The 11,738-nt window shown below is 71.1% G+C and carries 10 protein-coding genes and 1 pseudogene; 5 read left to right on the plus strand and 6 right to left on the minus strand.

The window, feature by feature from the left end; all coding sequences use genetic code 11:
• Positions 1-775: pseudogene (locus tag ACPXBU_RS34530) on the minus strand (hypothetical protein); the annotation flags it as partial.
• 609 nt (positions 776-1,384) lie between these two features.
• Between ACPXBU_RS34530 and ACPXBU_RS34535 the strand changes: the two are divergent.
• The gene (locus ACPXBU_RS34535) at positions 1,385-3,187 is read left to right on the plus strand and encodes a glycoside hydrolase family 6 protein (RefSeq protein WP_393373982.1); all 1,803 of its coding nucleotides are present in this window, start codon (positions 1,385-1,387) and stop codon (positions 3,185-3,187) included.
• A 117-nt stretch (positions 3,188-3,304) separates the two neighbouring features.
• On the opposite strand, the gene ACPXBU_RS34540 is transcribed toward ACPXBU_RS34535, so the two are convergent.
• The 5 genes from ACPXBU_RS34540 to ACPXBU_RS34560 all read right to left on the minus strand — a co-directional run bounded on the left by ACPXBU_RS34540 (position 3,305) and on the right by ACPXBU_RS34560 (position 7,533).
• On the minus strand, positions 3,305-3,691 hold the full coding sequence (locus ACPXBU_RS34540; protein WP_393373980.1) for a hypothetical protein: 387 nt from the start codon (positions 3,689-3,691) through the stop codon (positions 3,305-3,307).
• A 198-nt stretch (positions 3,692-3,889) separates the two neighbouring features.
• Positions 3,890-4,201, minus strand: a complete 312-nt coding sequence (locus tag ACPXBU_RS34545; protein ID WP_393373978.1) for a hypothetical protein — start codon at positions 4,199-4,201, stop codon at positions 3,890-3,892.
• 15 nt (positions 4,202-4,216) lie between these two features.
• A complete protein-coding gene (locus tag ACPXBU_RS34550) occupies positions 4,217-5,875 on the minus strand; it encodes a sodium:solute symporter family protein (RefSeq protein WP_425761365.1) in 1,659 nt (552 codons plus the stop codon).
• 185 nt (positions 5,876-6,060) lie between these two features.
• Positions 6,061-6,927, minus strand: a complete 867-nt coding sequence (locus tag ACPXBU_RS34555; protein WP_425761366.1) for a hypothetical protein — start codon at positions 6,925-6,927, stop codon at positions 6,061-6,063.
• Positions 6,928-6,939: 12 nt separating this feature from the next.
• Positions 6,940-7,533, minus strand: a complete 594-nt coding sequence (locus ACPXBU_RS34560; protein WP_393373972.1) for a hypothetical protein — start codon at positions 7,531-7,533, stop codon at positions 6,940-6,942.
• Between the two features lie 381 nt (positions 7,534-7,914).
• Between ACPXBU_RS34560 and ACPXBU_RS34565 the strand changes: the two genes are divergently transcribed.
• The 4 genes from ACPXBU_RS34565 to ACPXBU_RS34580 are packed head-to-tail and all read left to right on the plus strand — an operon-like array spanning position 7,915 to position 11,662.
• Entirely contained in the window at positions 7,915-10,278 is a 2,364-nt protein-coding gene (locus ACPXBU_RS34565) for a sensor histidine kinase (protein WP_425761367.1), read from the plus strand.
• A complete protein-coding gene (locus ACPXBU_RS34570) occupies positions 10,278-10,700 on the plus strand; it encodes a roadblock/LC7 domain-containing protein (protein ID WP_393373967.1) in 423 nt (140 codons plus the stop codon). Before ACPXBU_RS34565 ends, ACPXBU_RS34570 begins: the two co-directional genes overlap by 1 nt.
• On the plus strand, positions 10,690-11,079 hold the full coding sequence (locus tag ACPXBU_RS34575) for a DUF742 domain-containing protein (protein WP_393373965.1): 390 nt from the start codon (positions 10,690-10,692) through the stop codon (positions 11,077-11,079). Before ACPXBU_RS34570 ends, ACPXBU_RS34575 begins: the two co-directional genes overlap by 11 nt.
• Complete coding sequence (locus ACPXBU_RS34580; RefSeq protein WP_393373962.1) at positions 11,060-11,662, plus strand: GTP-binding protein; 603 nt, start codon at positions 11,060-11,062, stop codon at positions 11,660-11,662. Before ACPXBU_RS34575 ends, ACPXBU_RS34580 begins: the two co-directional genes overlap by 20 nt.
• Positions 11,663-11,738 lie beyond the last annotated feature (76 nt).

Consider the following 11,738-nt stretch of genomic DNA (forward strand, 5'->3'; position numbering starts at 1 on the left):
CGGAGCCGTACTTGTCCTCGTCCTTGGAGTCCCAGCTCTTGTCGGAGCCGTGCTCGTCCTTGGACTCCCAGCCCTTGTCCGAGCCGTACTTGTCCTCGTCCTTGGAGTCCCGGCCCTTGTCGGAGCCGTGCTCGTCCTTGGACTCCCAATCCTTCTTGTCCTCGTCCTTGGAGCCCCAGTCCTTTTCGTCGCGGCTGTCGTCCGCGTCCTGGCCGTGCTCCTCGCCCTTCCAGTCCTTGCTGCCCTCGTCCTCGTCCTCGTAGGCGTCGGCGGCAGCGCCGCCACCCTGGCCGCCGGACTTGTCCTTGTCCTCGGCGTCCTTGCCCTTGTCGTCCTTGCCCTTGTCGTCCTTGCCGTGTTCGTCCTTGCCGTTCTCGTCCTTGCCCTCGTGGTCCTTGCCCTTGTCGTCCTTGCCGTGTTCGTCCTTGCCCTCGTCGTCCTTACCCTCGTCGTCCTTGCCGTTCTCGTGGTCGTAGGAGTCCTCCTCCTCGCCCCACTCGCGGTCCTCGCCCCGGTCTTCGTCGGCCGGCTTGAGCTTGACCTTGCCGGTGACCTTGGACCACACGAACGCGTGCTCCTGCCGATCCGGGCAGATCTCGAGGAGCTTGATCTCTTCGCCGGCCTTGACGACGTGCGGCTTGGCGTAGACCTTGCCGTCCTGGTCCCTGCCGTCGTCGTGGCCGTTGGCGTAGGCGATCCCCGGTGCGAACACCAGGAGCGACGCGCCGCCGAGCGCGGCGCCCGCAACGACCTTCCCGAGCATCTTCTTAGCCATGACCTGCGTCACTCCATCCCTGTTGTCCTGAGCCCGGCGACAACCGAGCTAAGACCGACGTTAGACCGTTTCATGACTTATGAAGTGAAAGATTCGCGTTTTGACCTTTGGCCGGGTAAGAGGTGAAGGGGTGCTACGCGGCTTTCCGCGTACGGCGCGTCATCTCTGGCACCGCGACGCCTTGCGGGCGTCCCAGGGCGTTCGGTGTTCGGCGTGCCGGACCGCTGCGGCCATCCGGTACTGCCGGCCGAGTCTCGGACGTGCCGCTCGGGCGAACTCGGGGGTATCGTCCGAAACGGCCCAACGGCGAACAGCGCCCCACGCATCGAGCCATTGCCATGGAAGCGCTCCCATGTAAGAATCGGCGCACGCGGTTCGGGGAGCCACACCGCGCAGGCAGGCAGTCGAGGGCACCCGGTTCACCGGGGCGACATCCCGCCGCCAATCGACCGGCTTCGCGCTGGTCGTGCACCACCACCACCATCGCCCGTCCGGGTCGGGCGTCCCCGAAAAATCCCGTTGGCGCCGGCGGCCGTCCGTGCAGGACGCCCACCGGGCCGTCTCGCCGGGCCGTACGTGGGCCCGGTCTCGCCCAAGGAGATCAGTGGCATGAATGTGTGGAGAAGGCTGTCCGGCCAACGCCGGGCCCTCGCGCTCGCCGGCGCGGGTGCCCTGGTCGCCGGTGGGTTGGTAACGATCCCGGTCACGGCGGCGCAGGCCGCGACGCAGTGCGAGATCGGCTACACGACGAACGACTGGGCCGGCGGCTTCACCGCGAGCATCACCGTCAAGAACCTCGGCGACCCGGTCAACGGCTGGACGCTGGGTTGGACCTTCCCCAACTCCAGCCAGCGGGTGCAGCAGGGTTGGTCGGCCGAGTTCAGCCAGTCCGGCAGCCAGGTGACCGCCAGGAGCATGTCCTACAACGGCACCCTCGCCGCCGGCGCGTCGGCGAACATCGGCTTCAACGGCGCCTGGAGCGGCAGCAACCCGAAGCCGACCTCGTTCACCCTCAACGGCGTGGTCTGCAACGGTGGCACCACCCCCACCTCGGCGCCGCCGACCAGCGCGCCCCCCACGAGCGCGCCCCCCACTAGCGCGCCGCCGACCAGTGCGCCGCCGACCAGCGCGCCCCCGACCAGCACGCCGCCGGGCGTGAAGGTGGACAACCCGTACGTCGGGGTGCCGGGTTACGTGAACCCGGAGTGGAAGGCCAAGGCGGACGCCGAGCCGGGCGGAAGCCGGGTCTCGAACAACCCCACCGCCGTGTGGCTGGACCGGATCGCCGCGATCAACGGCACCCCGGACAGCAGCTCCAACGGTGCCTTCGGGGTGCGGGAGCACCTGGACGAGGCGCTGCGCCAGGGCGCCGGCTACATCCAGTTCGTGATCTACAACCTGCCCGGCCGGGACTGCTCCGCGCTCTCCTCCAACGGTGAGCTGGGCCCGAACGAGCTGCCCCGGTACAAGGCCGAGTACATCGACCCGATCGCCGCGATCCAGGGTGACGCGAAGTACCGCAACCTGCGGATCGTCAACATCATCGAGATCGACTCGCTGCCGAACATCGTGACCAACACCTCGGGTCAGCCCGGCGGCACGGTCATGTGTGACACGGTCAAGGCCAACGGCGCGTACGTGAACGGTGTCGGCTACGCCCTGGCCAAGCTCGGCGCCATCGGCAACGTCTACAACTACATCGACGCCGGCCACCACGGCTGGCTCGGTTGGGACAGCAACTTCGGCCCGAGCGCCGAGATCCTGAAGACCGCCGCTGTCGCCTCCGGCAGCACCGTCAACAACGTGCACGGCTTCATCACCAACACGGCCAACTACTCGGCCCTGCAGGAGCCGTACTTCAAGGTCACCGACAACGTCAACGGCCAGACGGTGCGGCAGTCCAAGTGGGTCGACTGGAACTTCTACGTCGACGAGCTGTCGTTCGCCCAGGCGTTCCGGACCAAGCTGGTCTCGTTGGGCTTCAACTCGAACATCGGCATGCTGATCGACACCTCCCGCAACGGTTGGGGCGGCTCCGCGCGGCCCACCGGGCCGGGCGCGATGACAAGCGTGGACACCTACGTCAACGGTGGTCGCATCGACCGCCGGGCCCACCTCGGCAACTGGTGCAACCAGGCCGGCGCCGGTCTCGGTGAGCGGCCGCGGGCCAACCCGGCGGCGGGCATCGACGCGTACGTCTGGGTGAAGCCGCCGGGTGAGTCGGACGGCTCCAGCAAGGAGATCCCGAACAACGAGGGCAAGGGCTTCGACCGGATGTGTGACCCGACCTACGGCGGCAACGCCCGTAACGGCAACAACCCGTCGGGGGCCCTGGGCGACGCGCCGATCTCGGGTGCGTGGTTCTCCGCCCAGTTCCAGGAGCTCATGCGCAACGCGTACCCGGCGCTCTGACCGGATCGCGATCGTAACCACCCGCCGCCGGCAGTAGGTGAGGCACTGCCGGCGGCAGGTCCCCCGGGTCCCCGATCCGACCGTCAAGGTCGGGTCGGGGACCCCCCCTGTGCCCGATCAGGGCACGGTGCGCTCGATTGCCGCCCGACCCTGCTCGGCCAGATCACGGCGGGCCTTGTCCAGGTTCTCCGGGGTGAGGTCCTGCCCGCGGGCCATCACCAGATCCTCCGGCTCCCAGGGCTGCTCGGCACCCGTGCGGATGTTGTCGCCACCGGCCCCGGTGCCCGTCCCGGTCGCCCCGGTGCCGGCGCCGTACGGGTCGCCGATCAGCTCGTCGGTGTCCGGAGCGAGGTCGTCCGGCCGGCTGCGAGGCTCGGCGAACCCGGGGGTGTCCCGGTCGGGGCCGCCGCCGGTCCGAAACTGCGGGACGGTGGCGTCGTCGTCCACCGCCGCGGCCACCTCCGGGCTGTCCTCCAACGGCGGTTGCCGATCGCGATCGGTCATGGTGGTGCCTCCTGTGTCCGACACGTTGCCTGCTTCCCCGGCGTACCCCCTCGCGCCGGGCTCATGCCGAAGAGCCGGGCTCGTGCCGCGAGGGCCGGGCTCGTGCCGCGAGGGCCGGGCTCGTGCCGCGAGGGCCGGGCTCGTGCCGCGAGAGCCCGGCTCGTGCCGCGGGCCGGGCTCGTGTCGAAGGGGCAGCCGTCAGGTGCCGGGTTGCTGCTCGTTGGGGGCCGGCGGCTCCGCCGGACGCCGCCACTGCCAGAGCAGCATGAGCAGGCCGAAGACGAGCATCACCAAACCGGCCCACAGGTTGATCCGGACACCCTGGGCCTTGTCGATCTCGGCGGCGCTGTCGAAGAGGCCGATCAGCGTCACGATGACCCCGTACGCCACGAAGAGACCACCGATCACCCGACGGATGTCGAACAACCGGGCGGCGGCCGAGCGGCGCTGCTCCTCCTGCGTCTGGTCGATCAGCGGGTCCTGTGCCGGCTGGCCGTCGTTGCTGCTCATCTGCCGACTCCTTTCCTAGAAGACCGGGATGTAGAAGAGGGCGGCCAGCGCGACCGCGATCAGACCGAGCAGCACGGGGGAGCGGTACCAGACGGCGTCCCCGGCGAGCACGTCACCCTTGATGTCGACGCCGCCCGTGCCGTAGACCAGCCCGCGCAGCTCCTCGTCGCGCTTCGGCGCGGTGAGCGGGGTGATGATCGCGGCGACCACCACCGCCGTGACGAAGGCGAGGCCGGCACCCCAGAAGCTCTCCTCCAGGTCGGAGTTGAAGTCGATCACGCCGCCCTTGTAGAGCAGGTAGAGGCTCAGCGACACGAGGGTGCCCAGCAGCAGCGACCAGAAGCCGGCGAGCGCGGTCATCCGCTTCCAGAACATGCCGATGATGAAGGTGGCGAACAGCGGCGCGTTGAAGACGGAGAAGAGTGCCTGGATGTAGTTCATGATGTTGCTGAACCCGGCCGCGATGAACGCCGTGCCGATGCCGACCACCACGGCGGCGACCGTCGCCCACCGACCGATCCGCACGTAGTAGTCGTCCGGCCGGTCCCGACGGATGTACGCCTGCCAGATGTCGTAGGTGAAGACGGTATTGAAACCGCTCACGTTTGCCGCCATGCCGGCCATGAACGAGGCCAGCAGGCCGGTGACCGCGACGCCGAGCACGCCGTTGGGGAGCAGGTCGCGCATCAGCAGCGGGATCGCGTTGTTGTACTGCAGGTCGCCGGTCTCCGCCCCCAGGCCCTTCACCGTCACCAGGGCCACCAGGCCGGGGATGATCGTGACCAGGGGAATGAACAGCTTCGGGTACGCGGCGATGATCGGCGTACGCCGGGCGGCGCTCATGTTCTTCGCGGACAACGCCCGCTGCACCTCGGCGAAGTTCGTCGTCCAGTAGCCGAAGGACAACACGAAACCGAGGCCGAAGACGATGCCGATCCACTGCGCGCCCAGCGGGTTGGCGGTGCTGCCGGTGTCCTGCCAGGCGTGCAGGCCCGCCTCGCCGAGCTTGGAGTCGCGCACCGCGTCCATCAGGCCGTTCACCCCGCCGACCTTGACCAGGCCGATCACGGTGACCGGGATGAGGCCAGCCAGGATGACGAAGAACTGGAGCACCTCGTTGTAGATCGCGCCGGTCAGACCACCGATGGTGATGTACGCCAGCACGATCGCCGCGCCGACCACGATCGCGGTCCAGAGCGGCCAGCCGAGCAGCGCCTGCATCACCAGGGCCAGCGCGTAGAGGTTCACGCCGGCGATGAGCACCTGGGCGACGGCGAAGCTGAGCGCGTTGAGCAGGTGGGTGGGGCGGTTGAACCGCAGCCGCAGGTATTCCGGCACGCTGCGGACCTTGGAGCCGTAGTAGAAGGGCATCATCACGATGCCGAGGAAGACCATCGCCGGCACCGCGCCGATCCAGTAGTAGTGGACCGTCATGACGCCGTACTGGGCGCCGTTCGCGGCCATACCGATGATCTCCAACGCGCCCAGGTTCGCCGAGACGAAGGCGAGCCCGGTCACCCAGGCCGGTAGGGATCGGCCGGAGAGGAAGAAGTCGACGCTGGTCCGGATCGCCCGGCGCGCGGCGATGCCAACACCGAGGACGGTGACGAAGTACAGCGCCAGAATCAGGTAGTCCAGGCCGTTCATGTTGAGCCGGAGACCGTCGCCGTCCATTCCGTCACCCCTCGTCCTGCGGTCCGCGCTGCTTGCTGCGCGCGCGCCGTATTACCCCTCCGCGGACGGTTTCACGCCTCGACGTCTGTTGAGCTGGTTTCGGGCGAATCGGATGGTCGCGCGGGTGGTCCCACAGGGCGAGGGGCGCCCCGACCAACCGGCCGGGGCGCCCCTCGGAGCGTCGTTCAGCGACCCAGTACGCGGTCCAGGAAGTCCCGGTAGTTGCGTACCGCCATCCGCAGTTGCTCGGTGTCGGCCGAGCCGGCGTCCTGCCACCCGCCCAGCGTGTTCTTCTGGGCGGCCAGCGCCGAGGAGAGAGCCTGGATGGCCTCCTCCACCAGCGACTGCGCCTCGCCGGCCGCCGCGTGCGGATCATCGACGAAACGCAGCTGCACGTCCCGCCAGCGGTCCCGGAAGCCCTGCGCGGTGTCGGTGTCCAGGAGTGTCGCCGGCTCGGCCGCGACGGTCGACCCGGCGGGCCGCGATGTCCCGGCGGCCCCCAACGACGTGCCGTCGCCCTCGGTGTCGACCGGCTCGCCGTCCGCGTCCGGGTCGACCATCTCCGGGGTCGCGCTGCCGTAACCGGCGGCACCGGCGGCCACCGCGTCCGGGTCGGTCCCCGGCGCGGCGTCCCGGCGGTGCAACTCGGCCGTGGGGTCGGCCCGCAGGCCCTCACGCTCGCCGTCCTCGGCGCCGTCGCCCGGCTGGGCCGTCCGCTCGGCCCTGGGGTCCGGCTGGTCCTGCGGGTTGGGGCTGGCCAGTGCCGAGGCCGCCACCGCGTCGGCCACCGTGGTGGCACCGAACGTCGTGGGCAGTGGCCCCGGCTCGTGGAAGCCCACCTCGTCGGCCGAGCGGTCGTCCCGCCGGTGGCGCGGGTCGGAGTCGTCGGCGTGCTCGTCGTCGACCGGGTCGTACGGGGCGTCCCGGTCGTCCAGGGCGTCCTCAGGGACGTCCGAGTGGCCGGCCCGGTCGCCGGTGGGTGGTACCGGGACGGGCGCGGACCGGACGGCCTCCGGGTGGTCGTTGCTCGCCTGCTGCTCTTCCTGGCGCATCGGGGGGCCTCCTCAGCGGCTCGTGGAGTCGTGGTCCGGGTGGTGGCGCTGTTCGGGCGTACGGTGGCCGACCGGCTCCTCGCCGAGCAGATCGGCGAAGAGTGCCCGGTAGTGCACGACCGCCTGCCGCAGCTCCTCGGTGCTGGCCTCGCCCCGGGAGTTGCGCAGGTGGATGTCGTGCGCGTCGCGGTAGTTGGTAAGCGTGCGAGCGTGCTCGACGGAGAGATGGGCGATCTGGTCGGAGAAGTCCCCGGTCGGGTAGCCCTGCTCCTCGATGAGCCGGGTGACCAGAGTGTCGGCGTCGCCAACCGTCTCGCCGGGCGAGTCGATGAAGCGGACCTGGAGTTCCTCCCAGGCGGCGCTGTAGCGGGCCCGGGACTCCGGGCTGAGCGGGGTGAGCGTGAGCTCGGCGTGCCGGCGTTCCCGGTCGCGCAGTTCGCGCTCCGCGGCGGACCGGCTGTCCTGCTCCTCCACCACCCGGTCGTACTCCGGCCCGAACCGGTCGCGCAGCGCGCGACGGCGGCCGAGCGACCGGACGGCCACGGCCAGCACCGCGACGATCACGAGCACGACGAGCACGATGACGATTACCTGCGTTGGCGACATGGGCTCCTCCTTCGTCACCTGGTATTCCCTCCGCGCACTGATCGCCAATCCCCATCCGGGGTACTTTCTGGCCGGCTTGCGTCCGAGAGCGGGGGAGAGGCGCTGTTCGAGGGCCACCGCCCCGCCAACCGGCGCAGACCTGATCCAGTCCAGAAAGCGCGCCGGCCCGGGTCGATCGGGAGCGCATCCGCCGTGGCCCGGTGAGGCGCATCCCGGAGCGTCGATGTCCGCGCGACGGGCAGTAGTGCATCGGCCCCCGATTACGTATCCTGCCCAAGGCGCCCGCGCCGGTGTCCGGCGTCACGCCGGGCGTACCGCCGGCCGAAGCGTTGCCCGGCGGTGCCGGCACCCCTCCTGCCACCCCTGTACGGGCGAGGTCTGATGAGAACCCGCGACTGGCCGATCCGCTCGAAGCTGACCGCGTTGGTCGTCGCGCCGGTGACCGCGCTCCTGGCGCTGTGGATCTTCGCGACCACGCTTACCTTCGGCCCGGCCCTGGGCCTGCTCTCCGCCCGCACCCTGCTCTACGACCTGGGTCGCCCCGGCGAGGTCGTGGTCACCGAGCTGCAACGGGAGCGGCGACTCTCGGTGGTGCAACTCGCGGGCACCACCCGGCTGCCCGTCCTGGCCGAGCAACGGGAGCGCACCGACCGGGCCGTCGCCGAGCTGCGCCGCCGCGTCGACGGCGAAGCCCTGCGCGACGCCGCCGACGATCCGCTGGAGGCCCGGATCGACCACCTGGTCACCGCCCTGGCGGCGCTGCCGGCCGGCCGGCAGTTCATCGACGACCGCAGTCTGGACCGCAGCGGCGTGATCGGCCTGTACAGCGGCATGGTCACCGCGGCCTTCCAGGCGTTCTCCGCCATGGCGACCCTCGACGACCCCGACCTCAACCGGCAGGCCTTGGCGCTCACCGCGTTGGGCCGCTCCCGGGAGCTGCTCGGCCAGAGCGACGCGCTGCTCACCGGCGCCCTGAGCACCGGACGGTTCGCGGAGGGGGAGCACACCCAACTCGTGCAGACCATCGGCAACCAACGGTGGCTCACCGACAACGCCGTGGCCGACCTGCCCGAGACCGCCCGGGTCGCGTACCAACGGTTGACCGAGGGCGAGGCGTTCACCCGGCTGCGCACGATGCAGGACGCGCTGCTGGTGGCCAACCGTTCCGGCCGACCGCCGGTCGACGCGGCGGCCTGGCAGGCCAGCCACGACGCGGTGCAGCAGCAGTTGCGCGACTTCGAGCTGGCCGAGGCCGACGGGCTCACCGACCGTTCCGTGCCGATGGCGGTACGCATCCTGGTGCGGCTCGCCGCCGCCGGTGTGCTCGGGCTCGTCGCCGTGGTGGTCTCGGTGCTGGTGGCGCTGCGGCTCGGCCGCACGCTGGTCCAGCGCCTCAGTGGCGTCCGCACCGCCGCGCTCGAGTTGGCCGAACACCGTCTCCCGGACGTGGTGGCCCGGTTGCGTCGTGGCGAGCAGGTCGACGTCGCCCGGGAGGCGCCGCCACTCGAGTACGGCCACGACGAGATCGGCGAGGTCGGGCGCGCCTTCACCGAGGTGCAGCGCACCGCCGTCCAGGCCGCCGTGGACGAGGTCACCCTGCGTCGCGGGCTCAACGAGGTCTTCCTCAACATCGCCCGCCGGAGCCAGAGCCTCGTGCACCGCCAACTGCACCTGCTGGACCGGATGGAGCGCCGCGCCGAGGACCCGGACGAGCTGGCCGAGCTCTTCCAGGTCGACCACCTGGCGACCCGGCTCCGCCGGCACGCCGAGGACCTGGTCATCCTCGCCGGCTCCGCGCCCGGCCGGGGTTGGCGCAACCCGGTCGCGATGGTCGACCTGATCCGCGGCGCGATCTCCGAGGTCGAGGCGTACGACCGGGTGGACATCACCGGCGTGCAGCCGGCCGGCGTGCTGGGCCGGGCAGTCGGCGACGTCATCCACCTGCTCGCCGAGCTGGTCGAGAACGCCACCGCCTTCTCCCCGCCGGACACCCGGGTCACCGTCGCCGGGGAACAGGTGGCCAACGGCTACGCCCTGGAGATCACCGACCAGGGGTTGGGCATGTCCGACGCGGCCCTGGAGACCGCCAACACCCGGCTGGCCAGCTCGCCCGAGTTCGACCCGGCGCAGAGCGCCCGGCTCGGCCTGTTCGTCGTGGCCCGGCTGGCGGCCCGGCACGGCGTACGGGTGCGGTTGCGCCCCTGGAAGCAGGGCGGGGTGTCGGCTGTGGTGTTGATCCCCGCCGACCTGGTCACCGCCGAGCCGCCGGCCGGACCCGACCCCGCCACGCTGCCCGCCTCCTCGGCCGACCCGGCCCGGCGGCTGGCCCGCCCGACTCGTCGGGTCACCGCGCCCCGCACCCGCCCGCCCACGGCGCCGCGCGCCGCCGCCGCACCGTCCGCCCCACCCACCGGTGCACCGACCTCGGGCCTGCCGGCGGGTGACGGGCCGGGTGACGCGGGGTCGGCAGTGGACGACGAGCTGGACGGTCTGCCCCGGCGGGTACGCCGTCGTGCCCCCGCCGCCGCCCAGCCCCGGTCGACGGTCGCCGACACCCCGGCACCCCGCTCCCCGGAGGAGGTGCGCCGGGTGATGGCGGCCCTGCAGGCCGGCACGGCGCGCGGACGCGCCACCGTCACCACCCCGGCCGCTCCGGCGACGCCGACAGCGCCCACCGGACCGGCTGCCCCGGGCAGCCCGGTGACGCCCCCCGAACCCCCGACCGTGACTGAGAGGGACGCCTAGTGCGGCATTCGACGAAGCAGAGCGCCGGCCTGGACTGGCTGCTCGACGAGCTGGTGCAACGGGTGCCGGCCGCCCGGGAGGCGGTGGTGCTGTCCGCCGACGGTCTGCTGCTCGGCTGCTCGGCCGAGTTGGAGCGCTCCGACGCGGAGCACCTGTGTGCGCTCGCCGCGGGCTTCTCCAGCCTGGCGCGGGGCGCCAGCCGGCACGTGGACGGCGGCCCGGTCCGGCAGACGGTGGTCGAGATGGAGTCGGCGTACCTCTTCGTCACCGCCGCCGGACAGGGCGCCTGCCTGGCGGTGGTGAGCGACGCCGACGCGGACATCGGGTTGGTCGCGTACGAGATGGCGATGCTCGTCATCCGGGTGGGGGAGAGCCTCGCCGTGCCGGCCCGGTCGTCGACGGGAGCCGGTGATGCGGGCTGAGCCCCCCGGGCCGCACCACGAGTGGCTGGACGGCGAGGCCGGCCCGGTGGTGCGCCCGTACACCCTCACCAAAGGCCGGGTACGCGGCGCCGCCGACGGGTTCGACCTGGTCGCGTTCGTGCTCGCGGAATCGGACGTCGACGCGACGGGCCATCCGCACCTGCTCCCGGAGCATCGGCGGCTGATCGCGCTGGCCCTCCGGCCGGTGTCGGTGGCCGAGTTGGCAGCCGAACTGGACCTCGCGGTCGGTGTGGTCCGGGTACTACTCGGTGATCTCCTGGCCGAGGGCCTGGTCGCGGTGCACGAACCGCCGGCCGCCGGAATTCTTCCCGACGACGACATCCTCAAGGCGGTGGTCAGTGGACTCCGTGCGCTATGACCATACGGGCACCGGCACCACCATCCCGCTGGCACTGAAGATCCTCATCGCGGGAGGCTTCGGGGCTGGCAAGACGACACTTGTCAGTGCCCTCAGCGAGGTGCGCCCGTTGCAGACCGAGGAGGTGTTGACCGGCGCCGGGATCGGCACCGACGACGTCTCCGGGGTGGAGGGCAAGTCGACCACCACGGTGGCGATGGACTTCGGGCGGATCACCATCAACGACGACCTGCAGGTCTACCTGTTCGGCACACCGGGCCAGGACCGGTTCTGGTTCCTGTGGGACGAGTTGGCCTTCGGCGCGCTCGGCGCGGTGGTGCTCGCCGACACCCGGCGGCTCGCCGACTGTTTCCCGTCCATCGACTACTTCGAGCAGCGTGGGATCCCGTTCGTGGTGGGCGTGAACTGCTTCGACGACTCCCGCCGGTTCAACCTGGAGACCGTACGCCGGGCTCTCGACCTGGACCCGGACGTGCCGATGGTGCTCTGCGACGCCCGCGACCGGCAGTCCGGGAAGATGGTGTTGATCTCCTTGGTCGAGCATGTCGCCCGGCAGCGCGGGGAGCCGGTGCCGACGGCCTGAGAGCGCGTTTGGTTTGTGGGTTGGTCGGGTGTGTCGCACAGTGGGTCCGACCGATGAGCCTGGCTCGGTCGATGGA

Origin of the sequence: Micromonospora sp. DT231 (assembly GCF_049847025.1) — a bacterium.
Classification (GTDB): Bacteria; Actinomycetota; Actinomycetes; order Mycobacteriales; family Micromonosporaceae; genus Micromonospora.

Bases quoted from the DNA above. Each gene is read 5' to 3' on its own strand.
- ACPXBU_RS34560 (WP_393373972.1), bottom strand. From the start codon at position 7,533: ATGTCGCCAACGCAGGTAATCGTCATCGTGCTCGTCGTGCTCGTGATC.
- ACPXBU_RS34550 (WP_425761365.1), bottom strand. From the start codon at position 5,875: ATGGACGGCGACGGTCTCCGGCTCAACATGAACGGCCTGGACTACCTG.
- ACPXBU_RS34535 (WP_393373982.1), top strand. From the start codon at position 1,385: ATGAATGTGTGGAGAAGGCTGTCCGGCCAACGCCGGGCCCTCGCGCTC.
- ACPXBU_RS34540 (WP_393373980.1), bottom strand. From the start codon at position 3,691: ATGACCGATCGCGATCGGCAACCGCCGTTGGAGGACAGCCCGGAGGTG.
- ACPXBU_RS34565 (WP_425761367.1), top strand. From the start codon at position 7,915: ATGAGAACCCGCGACTGGCCGATCCGCTCGAAGCTGACCGCGTTGGTC.
- ACPXBU_RS34555 (WP_425761366.1), bottom strand. From the start codon at position 6,927: ATGCGCCAGGAAGAGCAGCAGGCGAGCAACGACCACCCGGAGGCCGTC.
- ACPXBU_RS34545 (WP_393373978.1), bottom strand. From the start codon at position 4,201: ATGAGCAGCAACGACGGCCAGCCGGCACAGGACCCGCTGATCGACCAG.
- ACPXBU_RS34575 (WP_393373965.1), top strand. From the start codon at position 10,690: ATGCGGGCTGAGCCCCCCGGGCCGCACCACGAGTGGCTGGACGGCGAG.